Source organism: Novosphingobium jiangmenense (genome assembly GCF_015694345.1).
Lineage (GTDB): Bacteria > Pseudomonadota > Alphaproteobacteria > Sphingomonadales > Sphingomonadaceae > Novosphingobium > Novosphingobium jiangmenense.
Genome location: NZ_JADQDC010000003.1, coordinates 171,016 through 194,428, shown reverse-complemented (window position 1 = coordinate 194,428; position 23,413 = coordinate 171,016). Strand labels below are relative to the sequence as shown.

Annotated in this window: 23 protein-coding genes; 11 read left to right on the top strand and 12 right to left on the bottom strand. The window is 66.0% G+C overall.

Going from position 1 to position 23,413, the window contains the following annotated elements:
* The first annotated feature begins 9 nt into the window (after positions 1-9).
* Positions 10-3,450 carry an AAA family ATPase gene (locus I2488_RS06040; protein WP_196274898.1) on the top strand — a complete coding sequence of 1,147 codons (3,441 nt, stop codon included), beginning with the start codon at positions 10-12 and terminating at the stop codon, positions 3,448-3,450.
* On the opposite strand, the gene soxR is transcribed toward I2488_RS06040, so the two are convergent.
* Entirely contained in the window at positions 3,447-3,887 is a 441-nt protein-coding gene (soxR, locus tag I2488_RS06035; protein ID WP_196275076.1) for a redox-sensitive transcriptional activator SoxR, read from the bottom strand. The two genes, I2488_RS06040 and soxR, sit on opposite strands and share 4 nt — an antisense overlap.
* Positions 3,888-3,992: 105 nt before the next feature.
* On the opposite strand from soxR, the gene I2488_RS06030 reads away from it, so the two are divergent.
* Both I2488_RS06030 and I2488_RS06025 read left to right on the top strand, forming a co-directional pair.
* Positions 3,993-4,370 carry a VOC family protein gene (locus I2488_RS06030; protein WP_196274897.1) on the top strand — a complete coding sequence of 126 codons (378 nt, stop codon included), beginning with the start codon at positions 3,993-3,995 and terminating at the stop codon, positions 4,368-4,370.
* Positions 4,360-5,205, top strand: coding sequence for an arylamine N-acetyltransferase family protein (locus I2488_RS06025; RefSeq protein WP_196274896.1), 846 nt, complete (start codon positions 4,360-4,362; stop codon positions 5,203-5,205). The genes I2488_RS06030 and I2488_RS06025 overlap by 11 nt, the downstream gene beginning before the upstream one ends.
* Here the strand turns inward: I2488_RS06025 and ubiA are convergent.
* Positions 5,184-6,098, bottom strand: coding sequence for a 4-hydroxybenzoate octaprenyltransferase (ubiA, locus tag I2488_RS06020; protein ID WP_196274895.1), 915 nt, complete (start codon positions 6,096-6,098; stop codon positions 5,184-5,186). The two genes, I2488_RS06025 and ubiA, sit on opposite strands and share 22 nt — an antisense overlap.
* Before the next feature lie 46 nt (positions 6,099-6,144).
* Between ubiA and I2488_RS06015 the strand changes: the two genes are divergently transcribed.
* The 3 genes from I2488_RS06015 (at position 6,145) to I2488_RS06005 (ending at position 8,678) form a co-directional block, all read left to right on the top strand.
* Positions 6,145-6,894: a 16S rRNA (uracil(1498)-N(3))-methyltransferase gene (locus tag I2488_RS06015; RefSeq protein ID WP_196274894.1), complete on the top strand. Its 750-nt coding sequence runs from the start codon at positions 6,145-6,147 to the stop codon at positions 6,892-6,894.
* Positions 6,895-7,005: 111 nt separating this feature from the next.
* Complete coding sequence (locus I2488_RS06010; RefSeq protein ID WP_196274893.1) at positions 7,006-8,379, top strand: glutamate--cysteine ligase; 1,374 nt, start codon at positions 7,006-7,008, stop codon at positions 8,377-8,379.
* On the top strand, positions 8,379-8,678 hold the full coding sequence (locus I2488_RS06005; RefSeq protein WP_196274892.1) for a putative quinol monooxygenase: 300 nt from the start codon (positions 8,379-8,381) through the stop codon (positions 8,676-8,678). Before I2488_RS06010 ends, I2488_RS06005 begins: the two co-directional genes overlap by 1 nt.
* Positions 8,679-8,681: 3 nt before the next feature.
* Here I2488_RS06005 and I2488_RS06000 read toward each other — a convergent pair whose 3' ends face one another.
* The 5 genes from I2488_RS06000 to I2488_RS05980 form a co-directional block, all read right to left on the bottom strand.
* Entirely contained in the window at positions 8,682-10,016 is a 1,335-nt protein-coding gene (locus I2488_RS06000; protein WP_196274891.1) for a methyltransferase family protein, read from the bottom strand.
* Positions 10,017-10,125: 109 nt separating this feature from the next.
* Positions 10,126-11,466 carry an outer membrane protein assembly factor BamB family protein gene (locus I2488_RS05995; RefSeq protein ID WP_196274890.1) on the bottom strand — a complete coding sequence of 447 codons (1,341 nt, stop codon included), beginning with the start codon at positions 11,464-11,466 and terminating at the stop codon, positions 10,126-10,128.
* Between the two features lie 18 nt (positions 11,467-11,484).
* Positions 11,485-12,240, bottom strand: coding sequence for a tetratricopeptide repeat protein (locus I2488_RS05990; RefSeq protein WP_196274889.1), 756 nt, complete (start codon positions 12,238-12,240; stop codon positions 11,485-11,487).
* A gap of 151 nt (positions 12,241-12,391) precedes the next feature.
* Positions 12,392-13,549, bottom strand: a complete 1,158-nt coding sequence (locus tag I2488_RS05985) for a glycosyltransferase family 4 protein (protein WP_196274888.1) — start codon at positions 13,547-13,549, stop codon at positions 12,392-12,394.
* A complete protein-coding gene (locus I2488_RS05980; protein ID WP_196274887.1) occupies positions 13,546-14,400 on the bottom strand; it encodes an alpha/beta fold hydrolase in 855 nt (284 codons plus the stop codon). The genes I2488_RS05985 and I2488_RS05980 overlap by 4 nt, the downstream gene beginning before the upstream one ends.
* A 73-nt stretch (positions 14,401-14,473) precedes the next feature.
* Here I2488_RS05980 and I2488_RS05975 point away from each other — a divergent pair, with 73 nt between their 5' ends.
* Positions 14,474-15,880 (top strand): protein adenylyltransferase SelO, encoded by a 1,407-nt coding sequence (locus tag I2488_RS05975; RefSeq protein WP_196274886.1) that lies wholly within the window; start codon positions 14,474-14,476, stop codon positions 15,878-15,880.
* A 143-nt stretch (positions 15,881-16,023) separates the two neighbouring features.
* Positions 16,024-17,439 carry a succinylglutamate-semialdehyde dehydrogenase gene (gene astD, locus I2488_RS05970; RefSeq protein ID WP_196274885.1) on the top strand — a complete coding sequence of 472 codons (1,416 nt, stop codon included), beginning with the start codon at positions 16,024-16,026 and terminating at the stop codon, positions 17,437-17,439.
* A 3-nt stretch (positions 17,440-17,442) separates the two neighbouring features.
* Here the strand turns inward: astD and I2488_RS05965 are convergent, their stop codons facing one another.
* On the bottom strand, positions 17,443-17,661 hold the full coding sequence (locus tag I2488_RS05965) for a hypothetical protein (RefSeq protein WP_196274884.1): 219 nt from the start codon (positions 17,659-17,661) through the stop codon (positions 17,443-17,445).
* A 114-nt stretch (positions 17,662-17,775) separates the two neighbouring features.
* Positions 17,776-18,273: a glycine zipper 2TM domain-containing protein gene (locus I2488_RS05960; RefSeq protein WP_196274883.1), complete on the bottom strand. Its 498-nt coding sequence runs from the start codon at positions 18,271-18,273 to the stop codon at positions 17,776-17,778.
* 205 nt (positions 18,274-18,478) lie between these two features.
* Here I2488_RS05960 and rarD point away from each other — a divergent pair, with 205 nt between their 5' ends.
* Positions 18,479-19,360: an EamA family transporter RarD gene (rarD, locus tag I2488_RS05955; RefSeq protein WP_196274882.1), complete on the top strand. Its 882-nt coding sequence runs from the start codon at positions 18,479-18,481 to the stop codon at positions 19,358-19,360.
* Here rarD and pyrC read toward each other — a convergent pair.
* On the bottom strand, positions 19,357-20,391 hold the full coding sequence (gene pyrC, locus I2488_RS05950) for a dihydroorotase (protein ID WP_196274881.1): 1,035 nt from the start codon (positions 20,389-20,391) through the stop codon (positions 19,357-19,359). The two genes, rarD and pyrC, sit on opposite strands and share 4 nt — an antisense overlap.
* Before the next feature lie 39 nt (positions 20,392-20,430).
* Between pyrC and ygfZ the strand changes: the two genes are divergently transcribed.
* A complete protein-coding gene (gene ygfZ / locus I2488_RS05945; RefSeq protein WP_196274880.1) occupies positions 20,431-21,165 on the top strand; it encodes a CAF17-like 4Fe-4S cluster assembly/insertion protein YgfZ in 735 nt (244 codons plus the stop codon).
* Here the strand turns inward: ygfZ and I2488_RS05940 are convergent.
* On the bottom strand, positions 21,149-21,736 hold the full coding sequence (locus tag I2488_RS05940) for a TetR/AcrR family transcriptional regulator (protein ID WP_196274879.1): 588 nt from the start codon (positions 21,734-21,736) through the stop codon (positions 21,149-21,151). The genes ygfZ and I2488_RS05940 overlap by 17 nt on opposite strands.
* A 37-nt stretch (positions 21,737-21,773) precedes the next feature.
* Between I2488_RS05940 and I2488_RS05935 the strand changes: the two genes are divergently transcribed.
* Positions 21,774-22,658, top strand: a complete 885-nt coding sequence (locus tag I2488_RS05935; protein WP_196275075.1) for a metal-dependent hydrolase — start codon at positions 21,774-21,776, stop codon at positions 22,656-22,658.
* 41 nt (positions 22,659-22,699) lie between these two features.
* Here the strand turns inward: I2488_RS05935 and I2488_RS05930 are convergent, their stop codons facing one another.
* Positions 22,700-23,269: a GNAT family N-acetyltransferase gene (locus tag I2488_RS05930; RefSeq protein ID WP_196274878.1), complete on the bottom strand. Its 570-nt coding sequence runs from the start codon at positions 23,267-23,269 to the stop codon at positions 22,700-22,702.
* Between the last annotated feature and the right edge of the window lie 144 nt (positions 23,270-23,413).

Below are 23,413 nucleotides of genomic sequence, written 5' to 3'. Positions count from 1 at the left end.
GCCTGATCGGTGCAGTTCAAGCGCTTGAAACTATCCGGTTTCAAGAGCTTCGTCGAACCTGCCGAACTGCGCATCGAACCCGGCCTCACCGGCGTCGTCGGTCCCAACGGCTGCGGCAAGTCCAACCTGCTCGAAGCCATCCGCTGGGTCATGGGCGAAAGCTCGCCGAAGTCCATGCGCGGCGGCGGGATGGAAGACGTGATCTTCGCCGGGACCGCCACGCGCCCGGCCCGCGCCTTCGCCGAAGTCCTGCTCACCGCCGAAACCGATCCTGACGGGCCGTTCGGCGCAGAGCTCGAAGTCGTCCGCCGCATCGAACGCGGCGCAGGCAGCGCCTACCGCGTCAACGGCAAGGATGTCCGCGCCAAGGACGTGTCGCTCGTTTTCGCCGATGCCGCTACCGGCGCGCACAGTCCGGCACTGGTCAGTCAGGGCCGCATTGCTGCGGTCATTGCGGCCAAGCCTGCCGAACGCCGGATGATGCTGGAAGAGGCTGCGGGGATCGCGGGTCTCCACGTCCGCCGCCGCGATGCCGAACAGAAGCTGCGCGCGACCGAAGCGAATCTGGCCCGGCTCGAGGACATGCTCTCGGGCCTCGAAAGCCAGATTGCCACGTTGCGCCGCCAAGCCCGCGCGGCCGAGCGCTACAAGGCGGTCAGCGAGAAGATTCGCCTCGCCGAGGCCCGCCTCGTCTTCGCCCGCTGGCGCGATGCCGCCGCTGCGGCCGATGCGGCCCGCAAGCAGGCTGTCGCCGCCGAGGAAGCGGTGAAGACTGCTACCGATCTCGCGCAAGCGGCGCAGAAAGCGCAGCACAAGGCGGCTGCAGCCCTCGCCGAAGCGCGGGACGAACTGTTCGACCGCCGGCAGGACGCCGCCGCCCACGGCCAGCGCATGGCCTCGCTCACCGCACAGCTTGAAGCGGCCGAGCAGCGGGTCAAGGACATCGACCGGCAGCTTTCTCGGATCGAGGAAGACCGCGCCAGCGCCGACCGGCTGACCGAGGATGCCGCCGCTGCGATGGCGAAGCTGGAGCAGGACCTCACCGCTGCGGAATCATCGCTTGCCGCAGACAGCGAACGTCGCCCGACCCTTGCAGCCGCGGTTGACGACGCTGACCGCGCCGCGCGCGCAGCCGAAGTCGCGCTGGCCCAGCGCGTGGCCGAGCAGGCGGGGATCGACGCGGAATGGCGTGTTGCCGAAGCAGCAGTTTCCGCTGCCCGCCAACGACTTGCGCGCGTTGATGCCGATGCTGCGCGACTGGCCCAGCAGGCCGATGTGCTCGCCCGCGAAGCCGATCCCGCAGCGCAGATCGCCGAAGCTGAGGCAAAGCGTGCCGCTGCTGCCGAGGCCATCGCCTCTGCCGAAGAGCGGCGCGCCACGCTCACCGCCGAACGCGAAGACCTGTCCTCGCGCCGCGATGCGGCCAGCAACACGCTGGCGCAGGCGCGCGCCGATCTCGCCGGGATCGAGCGGGAAGCCGATGCGCTCGCCCGCGACAAGGCGGCACGGGAGAAAGCACGCTCTGCCAAGGGCTTGGGCCAGTCCGCCATCGCCGGAACCCGCGCTGCGCCGGGGTATGAGCGTGCCCTTGCCGCCGTGCTGGGGCGCGATGCTTCGGCTCCCGTCGGCGCGGCTCCGGCAGGTGCGGAGGGGCGTTTCTGGACCGGGGCGCCAGTCCCTGAACCACTGGGCGATTCCCTCGCCCACCATGTGCCGCAATGCCCGCCGGAACTGTCTGCACGCCTTGCGCTTGTGCGCGTTGTCGAAGCCGACGAAGGCCAGACTTTGAACCACGGCGAATGGATGGTGACCAAGGCCGGACACTTGCGCCGCTGGGACGGTTTCGTCGCGCGCGGCGAAGGCGCAGCCGAGGCGGCGGCGCTCGAAGCCGAGAACCGGCTGGCGGAATTGCAGGCGCTTTTGCCCGAGCGGCGCGAAGCCGTTGCCATCGCCGAAGCAGCGCAGGAGGAGGTCCGCGCGAGCCTCTCCTCGGTGCAGGCCGAGCTTTCGCAAGTGGAGCGCGCGCTCTCTGCCGCCGCCGATGCAGAGCGCATGGCGCTGCGTGCCCTGGATGCCGCAGAGGCTGCGCGGGCGCGGCTTGAGCAGCGCAAGGCGGAATTGGCGCGGGCGCAGGAAGAGCTGGCAGATCAACGTGTTGCGGCTCAGGCTGACGTCACTGCCGCCGAGGACAAGCGCAGCACCCTGCCCGATCCGGCAGCTGGCCGGGCGGCGCTCGATGCGGCGCGGGCGCGAAATGATGCGGCGCGCGTGACGCTGCAATCCGCCAGTGCCGCGTCCGCCGCGCTCGAGCAGCAGATTGCGGTGGGCAAGGAGCGTCTGGCCGGCCTCAAAGGCGATATCCGGGCCTGGCAGGCCCGCGCCGGCGATGCGGCCAAGCGTTTGGCCGAGATGACCGGGCGGCGCGAGGAGCTTGAAACCGAGCGCGCGATCTCTGCCGCGAAGCCTGCTGGACTGATTTCCGAGATCGAGCAGGGCGAAGGAATCCGCGCGCGCCTGACAATCCAACTCTCCGAGGCAGAGCGGCAACTCTCCGATGCGGAAGGCGAACTCTCGCAGGCAGAGGCAAAACTCTCGGCAGCAAACGAGACCCTCGCGACCGCCCGCGAGGCCCGTGCCGGAGCAGCCGCCCGCGCCGAGAACGAAGACGCCCGCCGACAGGAAATGGCTGCCATCTCCGGCGAGCGATTCCAGTGCCCGCCCCCCCTCCTGCCCGAGCGCTTCGAATTCGCTTCCGCAGACGTCGCCGCTGCTACCGAAGAGTCGGCGGCGATGGATCGTCTTTCGGCGGAGCGGGAGCGGATCGGGCCGGTGAATCTTGTCGCCGCGGATGAATTGAAGGATGCCGAGGAGAAGCTGGGCACCTCTGTGGCGGAGCAGGCCGAGTTAACCGAGGCGGTTCATAGGCTTAGAGGCTCGATCGGCAACCTCAACCGCGAGGGACGCGAACGGCTGCGGGCGGCGTTCGAGGCCGTCGACGGCCATTTCCGCCGTCTTTTCAGTCGCTTGTTCGGTGGGGGCGAGGCGCACCTGGCGCTGGTCGATTCCGACGATCCGCTCGAGGCCGGCCTCGAAATCTTCGCGCAACCACCGGGCAAGCGCCTGCAATCCTTGACTCTTCTCTCCGGCGGCGAGCAGGCGTTGACCGCCGTCGCACTGATCTTCGCGCTGTTCCTGACCAACCCCGCCCCGATCTGTGTACTCGACGAAGTCGACGCGCCGCTCGACGACGCCAACATCGAGCGCTTTTGCGACCTGCTCGACGCGATGGTGCAGGAAACCCGCACCCGCTACCTGATCGTCACCCACAACGCGGTGACCATGAGCCGCATGCACCGCCTGTTCGGTGTGACGATGGTGGAACGCGGCGTATCGCGCCTTGTCAGCGTGGACCTTGGCGGCGCAGTCGAACTGCTTGAGAACGCGAGCTAATCCAGCACATACCTAGGCCCCGGCCCGCCTGCGGCGGCGCGGTCATCCTTGTTGTACAGGGCGCAGCGTTCGAGGCTGAGGCAGCCGCAGCCGATGCATTCGTCGAGCTTGTTGCGGGTGCGCGTGAGAAGCTGGATGCGGCTGTCGATTTCCTTGCGCAAGGAACGACTTATGCGCTGCCAGTCCATCACATTGGGGGTGCGGCCCTGTGGCAGGGCGGCGAGTTCGCGTTCGATCTCCGCCAGGCCGAGGCCAAGCTTCTGCGCGATCTGGACGAAGCTGAGGCGGCGGATGTCGGAACGGAGGAACCGCCGCTGGTTTCCGCCGGTGCGGATCGAGGTGACGAGGCCGCGATCCTCGTAATAGCGGATGGCGCTGACGGCGAGGCCGGTGCGGCGCGCGAGGGTGCCGATCGGGATGAGATCGTTACGACTGATGGCCAAGGTCCTGCGACTCCGCGATTTCCGCTTGACCTCAAGTTAACTTGAGGTTGCAGATTCGCAAGCATCGAATCAAATCAGTGCCATAGAAGGACACCACCGATGCCTGCAGCCCGCCTTGAACACGTCAACATCCGCGTCAGCGATGCCGAGCGGTCAGCCGCGTTCTTCACCAAGCTGTGCGGGTGGCACGAGCGCTGGCGCGGGCCAGCGATCGATGACGGATTCTCGATCCATCTCGGCACCGAGAGCCAGTACATCGTGTTCTATGCGCCTCCCGGTGGACACTCCGGACGCTTCGAGAAAGGGGTGCCGTTGCAGCATGTTGGCATCGAAGTGGACGATCTGGACGTGGCCGAGCAGATCGTGATTGCTGCAGGGCTCGAACCGTTCAATCATGCCGATTACGAGCCGGGCAAGCGGTTCTATTTCTACGATTGGGACGGGATCGAGTTCGAGGTGGTCAGTTATGGCGGTTGAGCCGCTTTCGCCTGCGCAGCTTGCGGCCTATCTCGCGCGCATCGGCCTTGCCGAGGCCGTGCGCGCCGATCTGCCGACGCTCGACGCCATGGTGCGCGCCCACGTGCGCGCGATCCCGTTCGAGAACCTCGACGTGCAGCTGGGCCGCCCGCTGACGACCGATCCTGCCGCAGCCTTCGCCAAGCTGGTGGAGGCGAGGCGCGGCGGGTGGTGCTATGAACACAATGGCGTGCTGGGCGCAGCGCTGGCGGCAATCGGCTTCGACGTGACGCGGATGAGCGCGGGCGTGATGCGGCAGATGCGGGGTGACGAGTCCATGGGCTCGCATTTGTGCCTGCTGGTGCAGTGCGGTGGCCAGATGCTCGTGGATGCCGGGTTCGGCAGTTGGCTGGGCGCACCGGTTCCGCTTGAGCAAGGGGCGTGGACACATGATCCCTTGCCGGTTTCGCTGGGCCGGACGGACGATGCGATGTGGCGGGTTTCCGTAAGCCTTGGGCCGACGGCGATGTCCTATGATTTCAAGCCCGAACCCGCCGACGAAGAGCAGCTTTCCCGGCTCTGCCGCTGGCAGGCGCACGATCCCGCTTCGGTATTCGTGCAGAACCTGACGGCGCAGCGGCGCGATGGGGGCCGTTATCTGATGCTCAGAGGCAAGGTGATGTCAGTCATCACCACCAAGGGCGAGGAGCGGCGTGAGGTGGCTTCGGCCACGGAACTGGTCGAAATCTTGCGGGACCTGTTCCTGCTCGACGTGCCTGAAGCGGCGGACTTGTGGCCGGCCATCGAGGCTCGGCACGAAGCGCTGTTCGGCACTCAGGCCGCGCCGACGACGTAGGCTGCGGCAGCCATCAGCAGGCCGGCAAAGCGGTTCGAGCGGAACTTGGCGAGCGGATCGATGCCGTCTTCCTTGAGGGTGGCGACCTGCCACAGGAGATGGAGCGCGATCGGCGCAAGCGCGAGCAGGGCCAGCGGATCGGCGCGGACAAGCCAGATTGCGCCAGCCCAGCACAATACCGCCATCGCATAGAGCCCGCCGACGCCCGCGCGAACGTGTCTGCCGAAGGACAGCGCGGAGGAGCCGATACCAACCATGGCGTCATCCTCGCGGTCCTGCAGGGCATAGATCGTGTCATAGGCCATGCACCAGGCCCAGCATCCGGCATAGAGCAGGCCGAGGGGGGCGAGGCGGTCAAACCCGTTCGCTTCGACCCAGCCGACCGGGGCGCCCCACGTGAAGACCAGACCAAGCCATGCCTGCGGCCAGCCGGTGATGCGCTTCATGAAGGGATAGGCGGCGACGAGGGCAAGGCTGCCGAGCGCGACAAGTTGTGCCTCCCAGCGCAGTTGCAGCAGGACGACGAGACCGACTGCGCAGAGCGTCAGCAGCCAGATCCATGCCGTGCGTTTGCTGGTTGCGCCGCTGGCGATCGGACGGGCAGCGGTGCGGGCGACGCGGGCATCGAGATCGGCATCAACGATGTCATTATAGACGCACCCGGCCCCGCGCATGGCGATGGCTCCAAGCAGCATCCAGGCGAGAATGCCCCAGCGCGAAGTGCCGCCGCCGAGGAACAGCCCCCAGGCGCAGGGCCAGAACAACAGCCACCAGCCGATCGGGCGATCGAACCGCGCGAGCAGGGCAAGGTTGCGCCACGGCTGCGGCAGGCTGGCGACGAGGCCCTTGTGTTCGCTGTCGGGGACGATTGTTTCGGAACTGGCAGGAGTCACATGACAAACTCTTAACGAAAGACATAATCCGCGCTAGGCGGGGTGGATGACTGCGACTCCTGCCTGGCCTCCCAAGTCCGCGCCGCGTCTCTTCGTCGATACGACGTTGAGCGATGGATTGCATCTGCCGATCGAAGGGAACCAGGCGCATTATCTGGGCAAGGTGATGCGCGTCGGCCCGGGCGATGCGGTGATCGTTTGCGACAACCGGACTGGCGAGTGGGTCGCGCGGGTGGTCGAGGCGGGCAAGCGCGAGGTCGTTGTCGAGATCGAGCGACGGTTGCGCGAGCGCGAGGAGGTGCCGGATTTCTGGCTCTGCGCCGCTTTGCTGAAGAAGCCGAACTTCGATCTGGTGCTGGAAAAGGCGACGGAACTGGGCGCGGCCAAGGTCGTGCCGGTGGTGACGCGGCGGTGCGTGGCTGACAAGCTCAATCCCGAGCGGGCGCTGACGATCATGACCGAAGCGGCAGAACAGTGCGCGCGGACAGCGCTGCCCGATCTGGGCGAGACGGTGAAGCTGGAGCAGCTGCTGCGCGACTGGCCGGAGGGGCGCACGCTGTTCTTTGCCGACGAGAACGGCGGCTTGCCGGCGGCGGTGGCCTTTTCGATCAACGACGGTCCGGCGGCCTTGCTGATCGGACCGGAGGGCGGCTTTGACGAGGCGGAGCGGGCACTGGTGCGCGCGCATCCGGCTGCAGTCGCGCTGTCGCTGGGGCCGCGCATCCTTCGCGGCGAGACGGCGGCCGTTGCCGGAACTGCGCTGTGGATGGGCATGCAGGGCGACTGGTTCGGGTAGCAACAGACCCGACTTGTCGCCATTTCGTTTCCACCCGGCAACAATGCCTTGCAGGTGAAGTGCTACAATTTGGCTGGCTAAAAGCTGTCCTGCCCATTAACGGATGCGGGCATGAGCACGCGGCAGGTTTCAAATAGCAACGATCCCGTAATCGAAAGCCGCGACATGCTCGTGGTGCCGATGCAGAAGGGCGAAAAGCCCAAGGAAAACTGGCGGATCGGCACCGAGCACGAGAAATTCGTCTATCGCACAGAAGATCGCCGTGCGCCCTCGTATGCCGAGCAGGGCGGCATCAGGGACCTGCTCGATGCGCTGACCGAATACGGTTGGGAGCCGATCATCGAGGGCGACAACGTCATCGCGATGTCGGGCCCCGATGGCGCGGTGAGCCTTGAGCCTGCCGGACAGCTTGAGCTTTCGGGCGCGCCGCTGGTCAACCTGCACCAGACCTGTGCGGAGACCGGGCGGCATCTGGCGCAGGTCAAGACGATCGGCGACAAGCTGGGCCTGGCCTACCTCGGCATGGGGCTGTGGCCGGACAAGACCCGCGAAGAACTGCCGATCATGCCCAAGGGCCGCTACGACATCATGCTGCGGCACATGCCGCGCGTGGGAACGATGGGCCTCGACATGATGCTGCGGACTTGCACGATCCAGACCAACCTCGATTATTCGAGCGAGGCGGACATGGTGCAGAAGTTCCGCGTGAGCCTTGCGCTGCAGCCGCTGGCGACCGCGCTGTTTGCCAATTCGCCGTTCCTTGAGGGCAAGCCCAACGGGTTCCTTTCCTATCGCAGCCATATCTGGACCGATACAGACCCGGCGCGCACGGGGATGCTGTCGTTCGTGTTCGAGGAAGGGTTCGGGTACGAGCGCTATGTCGAGTACATGCTCGACGTGCCGATGTATTTCGTGTTCCGCGAGGGCAAGTACATCGATGCGGCAGGGCTTTCGTTCCGGGATTTCCTGGAGGGCAAGCTTTCGGTGCTGCCGGGCGAGAAGCCGACGCTGGCAGACTGGAACGACCATCTATCCACCGCCTTCCCCGAAGTGCGGCTGAAATCGTTCCTCGAGATGCGCGGGGCCGATGGCGGGCCGTGGAGCCGGATCTGCGCGCTGCCGGCGCTGTGGGTCGGCCTGCTCTATGATCAGGGCGCGCTCGACGCGGCGTGGGATCTGGTCAAGGGCTGGGACATGGAAGCTCGCGAAAGGCTGCGCGCCGAAGTGCCCAAGCTGGGGCTGGACGCGACGCTGCCGGGTGGGGGCAAGTTGCGCGATGTGGCCGCCGAAGTGCTGGCAATCTCGCGCTCGGGCTTGGCTGCGCGGGCGCAGCTGAACGAGGCGGGCGACAACGAGACGGGCTATCTCCAGCCGCTCGACGAGATCGTCTCTTCGGGCAAGACGCCCGCCGAACGCCTGCTGGACCTTTACCACGGCGAATGGGGCGGCGACCTTTCGCGCATCTATGGCGAGAAGAGCTTCTGATGATCATCGTGATGGGCACCGTCCGCGTTCCGGTGGAAAACATAGAGCCGATCAAGCCGATGATGGCCAAGGTCATCGCGGCGACGCTCAAGGAAGATGGCTGCATCCAGTATGCCTACGGGCAGGACGTGCTCGATCCCGAGCTGATCCACATCGCCGAGAAATGGAGCGACATGGCGGCGCTCAAGGCGCATTTCCAGGCCGAGCACATGAAGGTGTGGGCCGAAGAGCGCGCGACGCTGGGTCTGTTCGACCGCAATATCCGCGTGTTCGAGACGGACGAAGGCGTCGAAGTCTGACGCTTATTCTGCGGGCTGGGCGACCGGTCGGCGAGGCGTGACGGCGCGGGCAAGCTTGCGCAAGGACGCGGTGATCAGGCCGTGGTCTGCCATCCATGCATGGTATTCGCGATACTTGGCGTCTTCGGTGAGGAGGTGCTTCTCCTCGGTGCGGGCGCGCCAGTAGTAGACCGCACTGACGAGGGCGAGGATCACGGTGTTGCGGATGGCATCGACCATCGAGCCGCTGGTGGTGAGGAACGGCAGCGAAGCGAGCCACCAGTAGGCGTTCTTCGACAGATAGGCCGGGTGGCGCGTGTAGCGGTAGGGGCCGTTGGTCAGGACGCCGCGATAGGTCAGGTTGGAGAAGCGCAGACCGAAGGCGACGGTGGCCCAGGCATAGACGGCGGTGAGGAACACCAGCGCGCCCGCCCAGAGCCAGAGCAGGCCGGTCTGGCCTTGGAGCCAGTACGCCCACTCCGCGCCGTTATGGCGATAATCGAGCACGTCGCCATCGCCCATCAGGATGAACGGCGGGTAGCAAATCAGCGCAGCCACCCACGCCGAAAGGTGCGGATTGGCGGTGCGGATCTGCGCGTCCAGCGGCTTGCATGTGACGAGGTAGCCGACCATGGCGATCTGCACGTCGATCATGAACATCGTCTCTATCAGCAGCGTGCCGAGCGCGACGGGATCGTGGAGGACGGAAGCCCAGTCGAAGTGGATGACCGCGGCGAATCCGCCGGGGACGATCGAGATCATGAAGGCGCAGAAGAAGCCTTTGACCAGCCATGCGAGGGCGTGGCGCTTTACCTCGGCAGGGTCCCACGGCTCGCGGCCGATGAGCATGGCGCCGAAGTGCCACGCGGCGTCGCGCGGGTTGACGAGGACGCGGTCGAGCCAGAAGATGTAGGGGATGGCGCCGAGGAACAGGACCGGGGCGGCGCTTTCCAGCACTTCCATCGCGAAGACGTACTGTCCGCGCCAGTACCAGCGGGCGATGCAGTAGGCGAAGCCGATCAGCGCCCATGTTGCCCAGAGGCCCGCGATCTTGGTGATCGAGATGTCGACGACTTCACGCAACGGGCGCGGCGAGGACCAGTCTATGCCGGTGGACGGGCGCAAGTGGACCTTTTCGACCAACAGCGCGTAGCCGACCATCGCGCTGCCCGAGAACAGCAGGGCGGCGAGCGCGGCGGAGGGGCCGTCCATGACTTCGGCAGGGGCCGAGAGGCCGAGCGTGGTGACGATCTGCGGCCAGAAGCGGCAGGTGAGGACCCACAGCGCGAGGCCGATGACCCCGGCAAGGCCGGTGCCTGCGGAGACGTCTGACGGAGGCGGGGCCGGACGGGCGCTCATGCACCCGTCCTTAGCGCTCAAAGCGTTAGGATATGGTTGTGATCACGACCTTGCGCGGACATCCTTCGACAAGCTCAGGATGAGCGGATCATGACAAGGTGTCGGCAGATCAACGGAACGCGGTGATCTTGCCCTTGTCGTCGAGGATGTAGAGCGTCTGGTTGGCGACGATCGGGGCGAGCGTGACGCTGGAGCCGAGCTTGGTGAATTCGCTGACCGTGCCGTCGGCAACCGAGGCGCGCATGACTTCGCCGCGCGAGTTGGCAACCCACAGGTGGTTGCCGGCGAGGATCGGGCCGGTCCACAGGATTTGGTTCTTCTTCTTCTTTTCGTTCTTGTAGCGGCGCAACTGCGTCATCCAGCGGACCTTGCCGCTCGACTTGGCGATGCACAGCAGCTTGGCCTCGTCCGTGAGAGTGAAGATCCAGTCGCCCGCGATGGCGGGGGTGGAAATGCCGGCGAGGTTGAGTTCCCAGATGCGCTGGCCGGTGACCAGTTCATAGGCGGCCATGCGCCCGCCCTGCCCCAGTGCATAGACGCGGCCGCGCTCGATGATCGGGTCTGCGTCGATGTCGGTCAGAGTCGAGACCGAAGTGGCGATCGAGGTGCGCGCGAGAGCATCGGCCCAAAGCTGGCGACCGTTCTCGTAACGATAGGCGACGAGTTCGCCCGAGGAGAAGCCGGCGACGATCGTGCCCTGCCCGGCAGCGGGCGAGGCGACGCCGAAGACGTTGGTCTGGCCGACCGATGCGCTTTCGTTCCACAGCACTGCGCCATCGGCTTCGTTGAGGGCGAAGAGCTGGTTGTCCTGGCTCATCACCATGACCTGCCCGAAGGCTACGGTGGGCGATCCGCGCAGCGGGCCAGCGGGCTTCACGCGCCACTTGATCTCGCCGGAGTTGGCATCGAGCGCGGCGACTTCGCCGACGCCGTTGGTGACATAGACCTTGCCGTCATCGTAGGACGCTCCGCCACCGAAGGTGGAGCCGGCGTTCTGCTTTTCAGCGCGGACCGAGGTGTCCCATACGCGTGCGCCGGTGCTGGCGTCGAACGCATGGACGGTGCCGTCCGTGTCCATCGCGAAGAGCTTGCCGCCGCCGACGACGGGCGAGGCGGCGAGGCGCTGGCGGGCGTTGGAGCCCTTGATCGAGACGCTGAACGCGCGCGAGGGCGATTCCGACAGCGCGGCGTGGCCGTAGGACTTGGAAGCGTTGCCGCCGCCTTGCGCGAATTCGGTGTTCACTTCCGGCGCGGGCAAGACGACCGTCATCAAAGAGATCGAGTCGTCGATCTTGGTGCCGGCATCGATCTTCGAGAGGATCGGCTGGCGCGAACCGACAGTCGGCGTGGTCTTGACGTTCTTCTTGAAGACGCCGCAGCCGCCAAGGGCAAGCGCGAGAACCACCACGCTGGTCAGCGAAGCGCGGCGGAAAGTGGGTTTCGGCGTCATCGAATGCATCCTCAAAGCTTATTGCGCGCGCTGGACGATCGTGGCGGTGCCAGGATCTTCCACGGCGTCCACGCCCAGCAGGCCGGCCATCTGGCGGGTCCGACGGCGCAGGGTATCGGGCACGGTCTTGTCCTTGGCGATCTGCGCAAACAGGGCGCCGGCGAGATCGTTCTTGCCCTGCTTTACATAGGCCATGCCGACGAGTTCGCCCGCGCTGCCGAACCAGGCGTTGCCGGGGACGGCGAGCGGCTTCAGGCGCTCAACCACCTTGTCGGGGCCGAGCTGGTCAAAGGTCAGCGAGACTTCGCGGATCGTGGCGAGATCGCGATAGGCCTGCGGAATTCCGGTATCGGCGGCGATTTCGGCGAAAGCCTTGGCGGCTTCGGCATTCTTGCCCTGTTCGGACAGGACGCCCGCTGCCAGCATCTTCGCAGTGGCGCGATAGCCATCGGTGCCATCCTTGGCGAGCGGGGCGACGGCTTCGGTCGCGGCCTTGAGGTTGCGCACCTCGATATCGTCGAGCGCTTTGGTCAGCGCTTCGCCCTGTTCGGCGGCCTTGGAATTGCTGTGGTTCTCGTACCAGAGGTAGCCGCCAAGGCCGAGCAGCCCGGCGAGGATGACCGCGCCGACCGGCTTTCCGTACTTCTGGATCGCGGTGTAGACCTGATCCTCGCGCAGAGCATCATCCACTTCGCGCAGGAAGGCATCGCCCCCGGCCGAACGCTCGGCGAGTTGGTTGGAACGGGATTGCGGACGATCGGGACGGAGAGCCAAGGCAGCGCTTTCAGGAATTGGTTGACGTTTGCTAGCGTGTGTCTGGCGCGGTGTTTAGCGGATGGGACCGCCTTTTCAACGGAATTGATTGCTCCGGCCCACCTGCCGCGCCGCGCGTGAACGCATGATGAAGGCGGCGGCGGAAGGTGCTTCAGGGGAACAGGCTTGCGCCGAGAGCTGCGGCGTAGACTTGCGCATAGCGGCTGGCCATCACGGACTCATCGAATTCGGCGCGGGCGCGATCGCGGTTGGCCTTGCCGATGGTGCGGCGTAGCGGCTCGTCGGCGGCGAGCGTGGCGATGGCGCGCGCCAAGGCGGCTTCGTCGTTTGCAGCGGTTATGAAGAGGCGGTTCGGCTCGGCTACCATCTCGGCGACGTCGCCCACGGCAGGACTCGCCGCGGCGAGGCCTGCGGCCATGGCCTCGATCACCGACAGCGGGGCCTGCTCGCTGTCCGACGAAAGCGCAAAGAGATCGAACAGCCCGACGGCAAGCGACGGGTCGGCGACGTGGCCCGGCAGGTGGACGCGGTGGCCGATTTCCAGGCGGATCGCCTCGGCGGTGATGGCTTCCCGTTCCGGGCCTTCACCAAGGATGACGAGGTGCCATTCGGGCGGCAATTCCTTCATGGCGCGGACCATGCGCGGCAGGTTCTTGACCGCGCGCAGTCCGGCGAGCGTGCCGAGCCACTTTTCGCCGGGGCGCTTGACCACGCGCGGGAGAACATCCGGCTTCGGCTTGCGCGCATAGAGCGCCGTATCGATGCCGTTGGCGATACGCTGCACGCGTGCGCGAGGCTGGTGCCAGACGGTGAGTGCGATGTCTTCCAGCTGACGCGAGGGGACCATCAGCGCGCTGGCGCGGGCGAGTGCGATGCGGCGATACCAGTTGCGGCTGGTTTTCAGCCCACCCGCTTCATCGGCGTTGAAGCCGTCCTCGTGGTGAACGAGCGGGGCGAGGTTCATGGTCGGCGCAAAGATCGCGTGGGCCATGCAGGCGTCCATCGCGCCCCAGTTGTAGGTGAGGATCAGATCGAAGCCCTGCATGGCGCGGGCGAGCTGGCGCAGGCGGGCGATGCCGAGCTTTCCGGCGAGCGGGGGGAAGCCGAAGGGGAAACGGGCGGTGACGTTCCTGTCGATCAGGGCCTTGGCACCCATCGCACCGGGCTGGGCAGAGACGATGTGGTGCTCAATCGGGCGGTCCTTGCGCCCCTTGCCCCAGCGGTTCATCAGGGCGACGGCACGCCGCTCCTTGCCGCCTGCATCGAAGGTGGAATGCAGGTGGAGCAGTTTGAGCGGCTTCTCCGTCATGCCCGGGCCAGCAGGCGTCCGATTGCGGCGATGCTTTCCGGCTCGTCCAGTGTCGGGGCGTGGCCGATGCGGGGGAGCGTGACGAGTTCGACGCCGGGGCGGCTCGCCATCTTCTCTGCCGTGGCAGCTTCGAGAATGTCGGAGGTTTCGCCGCGCAGGATCAGCAGCGGGCGCGTGGCGAGGGCATCGTAGAGTGGCCACATGTCGACCTGCGGAGTCGCGCCGGCAGGAGCCTCGAATGGCTCGGCGATCTTCATATCATAATCGAAGGCGATGCGCCCGCCGGTGCCCAAGGCCATGATGCGCTTGGCATAGCGCAGCCACTGGGTGATGTCCCAATCGGGATAGACGTCACCACTGCTTTCCTGAAGCGCGCGGGCGGCGTGCATCCAGGTTTCGAAGTTGCGCCCCTGCCCGACATAGCCGCGGATACGTTCGAGGCCCTTTTCGGAAACCTCGGGGCCGACATCGTTGAGGACGGCGGCAGCGATGCGCTGCGGGTTGGACACCGCCAACAGCATGGTGAGCAGCCCGCCGAGCGAAGTGCCGATGGAGACGAAGCGCTCGATCCCTTCCTGCGCGAGCAGGGCCTCGACGTCCTGCAGGTAGTGCATGGGCGTGTAGGTCATCGGGTCCTTGGCGTAATCGCTGTCCCCGCGGCCGCGCATTTCCGGGCAGAGTACGCGCCAGGTGCCGGCCAGACGGCCAGCCAGGTCCTCGAAATCGCGGGCATTGCGGGTGAGGCCGGGCAGGCAGATCACCGGCGGGCGTGATGCGTCACCATCGAAATATCGGAAATGCAGGCGCAATCCGTCGCTGCTGGTCCAGTAGCGATCTTCGTATTCGGCCATTTCGTCTGGTATTCCGCGTGAAATCGAAGGAAGCCTGCTTGCGGGCAGGCCTGGTCATGCCCACTATTGCCGGATGCAGGCGCTCCCGCAAGACGCGATCTATCGCCCCTCCCCCCGCATCATGGCTCTCGCTGACTGGATTGGCGATCCGGTAAAAGCGGCAGACTTTCCCGAAACGACCTTGCGCTGGCGCAATGACCGGGCGGCGGGGCAGATCGGTCTTAGGGGGTTGTCGGACGAGGAGTGGGTGCGGCATTTCGGGCGGTTCGAGCCTTTGCCCGACAACATGCCGGGGCCGCTGGCGCTGCGCTATCACGGGCACCAGTTCCGCGTTTACAACCCTGATCTGGGGGACGGGCGGGGGTTTACCTTTGCACAGATGCTCGACGCCAGCGGGCGGCAGCTGGACCTTGGCACCAAGGGCTCGGGCCAGACGCCATGGAGCCGCGCGGGCGATGGGCGGCTGACGCTGAAAGGCGCGGTGCGCGAGATTCTGGCGACCGAGATGCTCGAGGCGCTGGGGGTGAATACCAGCCGCACGCTTTCGGTGATCGAGACCGGCGAATCGCTCTATCGCGGCGACGAGCCTTCGCCGACCCGGTCGGCGGTGCTGGTGCGGCTTAGCCATGGGCATATCCGCATCGGCACGTTCCAGCGGCTGGGTGCGCTGGAGCTCGAGGACGAGATGGCGCAGCTCGTCACCTACTGCCTCGCCAACTTTCCCGGCGGGCATGAGGACGCGCCGCATCCGGCAGTGCGGTTCTTCAACCAGGTGGTCGAGCGCATGGCCGACATGGCGGCGAGCTACATGGTGGCGGGGTTCGTCCACGGCGTGCTCAATTCCGACAACATGAACGTCACCGGCGAGAGCTTCGACTATGGGCCGTGGCGCTGGCTGCCGAAGTGGGAACCGGGGTTCACGGCAGCGTACTTCGATCATCAGGGACTCTATGCCTATGGCCGCCAGCCCGAGGCGATTCACTGGAATTGCGGGCAGTTGGCCGTGGCCCTGCGGACCCTGGTTGAAGCGCCGCCGCTGATCGAGGCGCTGAACCGCTACCCCGAACTGTACCAGCAGGCCATGACAAGGCGCTGGCTGTGGCGGCTGGGCGTGGAGCAGCGCGGGCTGGAGGAAGACACGGCGCTGATCGGGGCCTGCGAGAAGGTCATGGCGACGCAAGGCCTTGGGCCGGATGCGTTCTTCTTTGCCCATCGCGGCGGGCGCGGGCCGTTCGGGGCGAGCGAGGAGGAGCAGGCGTTGAAGGCGGCTCTGGCGCCTTATGCGGCGGCGGACAGTAGCCATCCGTACTGGTCCGATGCCGCGCCGCAGTCCATGCTGATCGACGAGGTGGAGGCGATCTGGGCGCCGATTGCCGGGCAGGATGACTGGAGCGCGTTGATGGCCAAGGTCGAAGCCACGCGGCGCATGGGCGAGGCGATGGGCGCAAAGCCGGAACCTGTCGGCCACACGCCCGGTTGAAATCCGCCCGGTAGAAATCCGTAAGGCGGGGGTGGTCCCGCCCATGAATATTGTTTAATCGGTAACGAATACCGCGTTACGGTACGCCCGGGACCGGGACCCCATCGTTCGCGCCAGAACCGAAAAGAAGAGCAGGCAAATCCGTGGCAGCTGCCGAAATCGTCTCGTATGAACCCGCAACCGGCGCCGAAGTGTGGCGCGGCAAGATCGGCGATGTCGAGGAAGTCGTCGCGCGAGCCCGCCGGGCCTGGCCGGCCTGGGCGGCTCAGCCGCTCGCCACGCGCATCGAACTGGTTCGCCGCTTCGCCAACGAAGTGCGCAAGGATGCCGACAAGCTCGCCACGATGATCGCGCGCGAGACCGGCAAGCCGCTGTGGGAGGCGCGCACCGAAGTCGAAAGCGTGGTCAACAAGGTCGAGATTTCGGTCCGCGCCTATGCCGACCGCACCTCGCAGCGCAAGCTCGACAGCGCGCTGCAGGGTACGGCAGCGCTGCGCCACAAGCCGCATGGCGTGCTGGCGGTGCTGGGGCCGTACAACTTCCCGGCGCACCTGCCCAACGGCCACATCGTTCCTGCCCTGATCGCGGGCAATGCGGTGGTGTTCAAGCCTTCGGAAAAGACCCCGGCAACCGGCGAAATGCTGGCACAGTGCTTCCACCGTGCCGGAATTTCCGCAGCCGTGGTGCAGGTGCTGATCGGTGGTCCGGCAGAAGGTCAGGCGCTGGTGGCGCATGACGGAATCGACGGGGTGCTGTTCACCGGCTCTGCCCACGCCGGGATTGCGATCAACCGCAAGCTCGCCTCCAACCCCGGCAAAATGGTGGCGCTGGAGATGGGCGGCAACAATCCGATCGTGGTGTGGGACACGCCAAAGATCGAAGATACCGCGACGTTGATCGTGCAATCGGCCTTCACCAGCGCAGGGCAGCGCTGCACGGCGGGGCGGCGGCTGATCGTGAAGTCTTCGATGTACGATGCGGTGGTGAGCCAGGTGAAGCACCTCGCTGACCGCATCATCGTCGGCGCGCCGTTCGACGAACCTGCGCCGTTCATGGGCCCGGTGATCGACAACCGCACCGCGGACGGGCTGACGGAAAGCTTCGTCTATCTGCTGTCGTCTGGCGGGCGGCCGATAAAGCACATGGTACGGCTGCAGGAAGGCCTGCCGTTCCTGAGCCCTGCCATCATCGACGTTACGGGAATCGCCGAGCGGCCCGACGTGGAACTGTTCGGCCCGCTGCTGCAGGTGGTGAAGGTCGACGATTTCGACGAGGCGATTGCCGAGGCGAACAACACGCGGTTCGGGCTTTCGGCCTCGCTGATCGGGGGAAGCCCGCAGGACTACAACCGCTTCTGGGCGAACATCAGGGCGGGCGTGGTCAACTGGAACCGGCCGACCAACGGGGCTTCATCTGCTGCGCCTTTCGGCGGCGTGGGGCTTTCGGGCAACCACCGGCCGAGCGCCTATTACGCGGCGGACTATTGCGCCTACCCCGTCGCATCGACCGAGATGGACCAGCCGCGCGCCAGCATCGGCGTGGGGCTGCGCAGCGAGTAAGCTTCAGCTTTTCGGATCGGGTAGCGGGAGCGCCGGGTCGATCGGACCGCCGGGGACGATCGCAAGATTGCGCATGTTCTGCTGGCTGAGGTCGGGATCGACCATGAGCTGGCCTTCGAGCGCTTCGGCCATGACCGGGTCCAGCGGGGTCTTGTCCTGCTCGACCGGCGCGGCTCCGCAGGCGGCAAGAGCAAGGGTCAGGATGAGGCCGAGGCTGCGCATGACGCTGCATTAGCGTGACATGGTTAAGAAAAAGGGAGCGCCCCGCTGGTGCGGAGCGCTCCCCTTGCCGACCTTCTCAGTGCGACCCGAAGGACGGTCAGTAGCTATTGAACCTTAGCGGCAGCGCGAGCCGCCACGGTCGACCTCGCGGCCAAGCAGAGCGCCGCCGGCGGCACCGAGGATCGCGCCGAGAGTGCGGTCACCGTAGTTGCCGGCCACTTCGCGGCCGAGCAGGGCACCGGCTGCGCCGCCGATCAGGAGACCGGTCGTGCCGTTCGAGCGGCGGCAGTAGTAGCGGCCATCGTCACCGCGCCAGACGCGGGTGTTGCGATAGACGCGGTCGCCACCGTAGTAGCCACGGTCGTTACCGCGATAGTAGTCGCGATCATAACCCCGACCATAGTAGCGGTCGCCGCGGACATAACCGCGCCAGTCGCGACGGCCGTGATCGCGGCCATGTTCCCAGCGCTCGCCATCCCAGCCTTCGTTCCACTGCGTGGAGATGGCGGTGCTGGCCTGGGCCTGCGGAAGGACTGCGGCGGTTGCCGGAACGGCGGTGGCGACGGTCGAGGCGGCAACCAGGGCCAGCGCGGTATTCTTCAGGTTGAACATTGACGTTCTCCTCATTTCCTTGAGGACCCGCACCGTTTGGAGTCTGGTCCTGCTGCTTCGTTGGTTAAGGTTTACGCCTGCCAACCTGAACGGAACGCAACCGAAGCGTCAGATTCGAAGTTTGCGATAAAGCGATTGCGGTTGCCGATGAAACGACGGCCATAGCGGGGTTGGCCCCGGCGGACATTGCTGGCAGGGACGCGGCATGAACGAATCCAGCACCTTGGGCCGGGGACTTGCGGCAGCGCTTGCCGCCTATGTGATGTGGGGCTTGCTCCCGCTCTATTTTCGGGCACTGCACGCCGTACCACCGCTCGAACTGGTGGGATGGCGCGTGCTGTTCACGGTGCCGGTGTGTTTCGTGATCATCAGCTTCCGCAAGCAGTGGCCGGACGTGCGGGCGGCGCTGGCAAGCCGCCACGTTCTGGGACTGCTGGTGCTGAGTGCGCTGCTGATCGGATCGAACTGGCTGATCTTCGTGATCGCGATCAACAACGGTCATGTGCTGGCGACGAGTCTGGGATACTACATCAATCCGCTGATCAACGTCGTCCTGGGCACCGTCTTTCTGGGTGAACGCTTGTCGCGGGTGCAGTGGGCGGCAGTGGCACTGGCCGGAGCCGGCATTGCGCTTTTGCTCGGCGGCGCGCTGGACACGCTGGCGGTTGCGCTGTCGCTGGCATTCACTTTCGCATTCTATGGCTTCGTGCGGAAAAAGGCGCCGGTCGGGGCTGTGCCGGGACTGACGATCGAGACAGTGCTGCTCGTTGTGCCCGCCCTCGTTATCGTCTGGCTGGGCGCCATCTCACCTGCAGGCTCGGCGCTGTTGATTGGTGGGCACGAGACGCCGCTGCTGATCGCCTCGGGCGTGGCGACGGCCATCCCGCTGCTGCTGTTTGCGGTGGCGGCGCGCAGCATGCCGCTGTCCACGCTGGGGTTCGTGCAGTTCCTCTCGCCGACGCTGAGCTTCATCCTTGGACTGACGGTCTTCGGCGAATCGCTCGATTCGACCCGCCTCGCCTGCTTCGCACTGATCTGGTCGGCGATCGGCCTCTACAGCTGGGACATGCTCAAGCGGGCGCGTTAAGCGATGCGCCAGCCGAGCGTTTCGCCCGCGTGGAACGGCACGATCAGGGTGCCGTTGCAGTCGATCACTTCGGGAACTTCGACCGTGGCCTTTTCCAGCGTGAGCGTGCCTTCGTTCACCGGCATGCGATAGAACTTGGGGCCATTGAGCGAAGCGAATGCCTCGAAGCGGTCAAGCGCGCCTTCCTCGTCGAACACGGTGATGTAGCTTTCCAGCGCGAAGGGCGCGTTGAAAATGCCGGCGCAGCCGCAGGCGGTCTCCTTGAGGTGCTTGGCGTGCGGCGCGGTGTCGGTGCCGAGGAACACGCGGTCGCATGTTGAGGTTGCGAGCTTGCGCAGGGCGAGGCGGTGCTTTTCGCGCTTGGCCACAGGCAGGCAGAAGGCGTGGGGCCGAATACCGCCGACGAGCATGGCATTGCGGTTGATATGCAGGTGCTGCGGCGTGATCGTGGCGGCAACGTTCGGCCCTGCCCCTTCGACGAACTGCGCCGCTTCCTCTGTGGTGATGTGTTCAAACACGATGCGAAGCTCCGGCATGTCGGCCACGAGCTGCGTGAGCGTGCGTTCGATGAAGACGGCTTCGCGGTCGAAAATGTCGACGTGGCTGTCGGTGACCTCGCCGTGGATCAGCAAGGGCATGCCGATGCGCTGCATGACTTCCAGCACCGGGTAGATGTTGCGGATGTCGGTCACGCCGTGGGCCGAGCCGGTAGTGGCGTGCGCAGGGTAGAGCTTGGCGGCGGCGAAGACGCCTTCGGCAAAGCCGCGTTCGACTTCCGCCGTGTCGGTCGAATCGGTCAGATAGAGCGTCATCAGCGGGGTGAAATCACTGCCCGCCGGGAGCGCGGCGAGGATGCGGTCGCGATAGGCGGCAACGCCGGCGACGTCGGTCATCGGCGGGGAGAGGTTGGGCATGACGATGGCACGGGCGAACTGGCGCGCGGTATAGGGCGCGACGCCGACCAGCACGTCACGGTCGCGCAGGTGGGTGTGCCAGTCATCGGGGCGGCGGATCGTGAGAGTCGTCGTCATGGCCTTCCCCTTAGCGGGGGCGCATCCTATCTACCAGTCATGACCCGTCTATTCGAACGCGCGCTGATCCGCCTTTCTCCGCTTGAGCCCGGCGAGGATGTCGCCGGTTTCCTGCAGGGGCTTGTCACCAACGACGTGAAGGGCGTGCTGCCGGTGTGGACCGCGCTGCTGAGCCCGCAAGGCAAGGTGCTGTTCGACTTACTCGTCTGGCCGGATGGGCTCGACAGCCTGCTGATCGATTGCGAGGCGGCACAGGCTGACGCGCTGGCCAAGCGCCTGACGCTCTACCGGTTGCGGCGCAAGATCCGCATCGAGCGGGTCGATTCGCTGGGCGTGTTCTGGGAAGATCATCCCGGTGACGGCGGCGCGAACGATCCACGGCTGCGTGCTCTTGGCCAGCGCTGGATTGCGCCGGTGTCGGACGCGGACGAAGCCGGAGACAGCGCCTGGCGTGCGCACCGGCTCAAACTGGGCGTGGCCGAGGGGCAGGCCGAGCTTGGCAACGGCGAAGTGCTCTGGCTGGAATGCAACGCGGTGGACCTGAACGGCGTAAGCTTCACGAAGGGTTGCTACGTTGGCCAGGAGAACACTGCGCGGATGAACTGGCGGCAGAAGGTCAACCGCCGTCTGGTGGTGGTGCCGCTGGAACAGTCTGACCCGGCGCGGCAGCGCGCGGTCTATCCGGAGCTGGGCCTTGCGGTGGACCATCGCCGGGTCGAGGATATTCCGGCCGAGCTTGCGCCCGACTGGATGGAGCTCAATCCGCCTGAGTAGCCTGCTGGGTAGCAATACCTTCGATCAGCATCTGTTCGGCGCGATCGCGCGCAGCGGTGCGCGGCAATTCCAGGCCCTTGGCCAGCGGGCCGCCCATGAGGGCATCGCCCAAGGCCATGAGCGTCAACGCCAGCGTGGTGCTGCGCTGCGCGTCCGAGCTGTATTCCTCGAGATCGACGACGAGATCGTGGATGGTCTCGACGATGGGGTCGAGCGCGTCCTCGTTGCCCGAGAGCAGCATCCATGAAGCGAGCGCGCCTGCACCTTCACGGTCAAACGCGTCGAAGGTGAGGTCGACAACGTCACGCGGCTTGCCGATGCCGGACCGGCTGGCAATCACTGCCTCGCGAATCGTGGCGCAGATCGTTTCAGCGAGGTGCTTGGCCAGCGCCTTCTGCAGGCCTGATGCCGAGCCGAAGTGATGCAGGAGGTTGGCATGGGTGCGACCGATTCGACCAGCGACGGCCTTGAGCGTGACAGCTTGAGGTCCTGCCTCCACCAGCAGCGCGCGCGCGGCTTCAAGCGCGGCCATGCGGCTTTCTTCGGGCGGAAGACGCTTCCTTATTGACATTGGTGTAAGCACGCCTAGATTACGGCTCATGACTGCCATGACCCCCACGATCGCACTAGAGCGCGCGGCTGCCTCCGGCAAGGCCGTGCCCACTCCCTCGGACCTGACGATCACGATACGCGACCGTCGCTTTGGCCGCAACGAGCCTGCGGGCCGCTGGTGGTTGAATGGCGATCCGGTGGCGACGGCGTGGCACAACGCGCTGTCCGGCACATTCCCGCGTGGCGAGGCGTTCTTCATCGAGGCAGTCAAGGCCCACCGCGAGGGCGTGCCGCCCAAGCTCGAGGCCGAGATCCGGGCCTTCGTGAAACAGGAAATCAACCACACGCGCGAGCACATCGCGTTCAACCGTCAGGCCGAGAACGCCGGCTACGACATGGCGCGGATCGACAAGCGCGTGGAGGAAATGCTCGCGCTGACCAAGGATCGCCCGGTGATCCTCAATCTGGCGGCGACCATGGCGCTGGAGCACTATACCGCGATGATGGCGCACGAATTCCTCGCCAACCCGGCGCATTTCGCCGGGGCGGAGCAGGAAGCGGCGGACATGTGGCGCTGGCACGCGATCGAGGAGATCGAGCACAAGGGCGTCGCCTATGACACCTGGCTTCATGCGACTCGCGACTGGAGCCGGTGGAAGCGCTGGAAGGTCAAAAGCCTGATGATGGTCGTGGTGACGAAGAACTTCATCACCCACCGCGTCGAGGATACGCTGGACCTGCTGGCGCAGGACGGGCTGACCGGCGCGAAGTGGAAGTGGAAGCTGGCCACCTACCTGCTGTGGAAGCCGGGCGTGATCCGCCGCATCTTCCCGGCGTGGTTGAGCTACTTCCTGCCGGGGTTCCATCCGTGGCAGCACGACGACCGCGCGCTGATCGGCAAGGCAGACAGCGAATTTCCCGATGCGGTGATGCCACGCTGAAGATCGAAGGGCTCCCCGAGGGAGCCCTTTTTCGTTGCAAGTCAGGCGGCGCGGCGCATCGGCTCGAAGCCGCCGTCCTCCGGGCCATCGCAATCGACCGGGACGACCAGATCGATGACATGGTGAATCGTGGGCGCCGGTTGCGACCGCGCGGCGCTGTGGCCGAGGCGAATCTCGCCGGTTGGGCGGAAGCCGGCCTTTTCGAGGACCCTCGCCGAGGCAGGGTTATCGGCGAAATGGCGCGCGTTGACGCGGCGGTGGCCGATCGTGCGCGCCAGCGAGAGGACGCCGCGCACGGCTTCGGTGGCATAGCCCCTGCCCCAATGCGTCTGCGCGACCCAATAGCCGAGTTCGGTTTCGCCCGCTTCCTCGATCAGGCCGACGCAGCCGATCAGGCGGGAGCCGTGGCTGCCGGGGAGCGTGACGAGGAAATGCGGGTGATTGCCGCCCTGCGGTGCCGCCACGAAACGCTTCGCGTCATCAGGACCATAGGGCCACGGCGCACGGGCGAGGTTGCGGACGACGGCCTCGTCATCGATCAGGGCGTGGAGTTCGGCCCAGTCCTCCGGCCAGGCAGGCCGCAGGAACAGCCGTTCGCTGCGAATGAACATCTCAAGTCTCCTTCATCGGCCCCTCTGCCGACGCGCAGCTAAAGCGCTGACGTGACAGAGGTATTGCGCCCTGCGCTGGATCGGGCGTCCAATGCGTCCGATTGCGAGGGAGCGGTTTGCGTCCGAGGGAGACATGAAAAGAGG

Excerpts from the sequence above, each read along its gene's own strand:
- I2488_RS06030 (WP_196274897.1), top strand. The coding sequence starts at position 3,993 with ATGCCTGCAGCCCGCCTTGAACACGTCAACATCCGCGTCAGCGATGCC.
- I2488_RS06025 (WP_196274896.1), top strand. The coding sequence starts at position 4,360 with ATGGCGGTTGAGCCGCTTTCGCCTGCGCAGCTTGCGGCCTATCTCGCG.
- I2488_RS06015 (WP_196274894.1), top strand. The coding sequence starts at position 6,145 with ATGACTGCGACTCCTGCCTGGCCTCCCAAGTCCGCGCCGCGTCTCTTC.
- I2488_RS06010 (WP_196274893.1), top strand. The coding sequence starts at position 7,006 with ATGAGCACGCGGCAGGTTTCAAATAGCAACGATCCCGTAATCGAAAGC.
- I2488_RS06005 (WP_196274892.1), top strand. The coding sequence starts at position 8,379 with ATGATCATCGTGATGGGCACCGTCCGCGTTCCGGTGGAAAACATAGAG.
- I2488_RS06000 (WP_196274891.1), bottom strand. The coding sequence starts at position 10,016 with ATGAGCGCCCGTCCGGCCCCGCCTCCGTCAGACGTCTCCGCAGGCACC.
- I2488_RS05995 (WP_196274890.1), bottom strand. The coding sequence starts at position 11,466 with ATGACGCCGAAACCCACTTTCCGCCGCGCTTCGCTGACCAGCGTGGTG.
- I2488_RS05985 (WP_196274888.1), bottom strand. The coding sequence starts at position 13,549 with ATGACGGAGAAGCCGCTCAAACTGCTCCACCTGCATTCCACCTTCGAT.
- I2488_RS05980 (WP_196274887.1), bottom strand. The coding sequence starts at position 14,400 with ATGGCCGAATACGAAGATCGCTACTGGACCAGCAGCGACGGATTGCGC.
- I2488_RS05975 (WP_196274886.1), top strand. The coding sequence starts at position 14,474 with ATGCAGGCGCTCCCGCAAGACGCGATCTATCGCCCCTCCCCCCGCATC.
- I2488_RS05965 (WP_196274884.1), bottom strand. The coding sequence starts at position 17,661 with ATGCGCAGCCTCGGCCTCATCCTGACCCTTGCTCTTGCCGCCTGCGGA.
- I2488_RS05960 (WP_196274883.1), bottom strand. The coding sequence starts at position 18,273 with ATGTTCAACCTGAAGAATACCGCGCTGGCCCTGGTTGCCGCCTCGACC.
- rarD (WP_196274882.1), top strand. The coding sequence starts at position 18,479 with ATGAACGAATCCAGCACCTTGGGCCGGGGACTTGCGGCAGCGCTTGCC.
- pyrC (WP_196274881.1), bottom strand. The coding sequence starts at position 20,391 with ATGACGACGACTCTCACGATCCGCCGCCCCGATGACTGGCACACCCAC.
- ygfZ (WP_196274880.1), top strand. The coding sequence starts at position 20,431 with ATGACCCGTCTATTCGAACGCGCGCTGATCCGCCTTTCTCCGCTTGAG.
- I2488_RS05940 (WP_196274879.1), bottom strand. The coding sequence starts at position 21,736 with ATGTCAATAAGGAAGCGTCTTCCGCCCGAAGAAAGCCGCATGGCCGCG.
- I2488_RS05935 (WP_196275075.1), top strand. The coding sequence starts at position 21,774 with ATGACCCCCACGATCGCACTAGAGCGCGCGGCTGCCTCCGGCAAGGCC.
- I2488_RS05930 (WP_196274878.1), bottom strand. The coding sequence starts at position 23,269 with ATGTTCATTCGCAGCGAACGGCTGTTCCTGCGGCCTGCCTGGCCGGAG.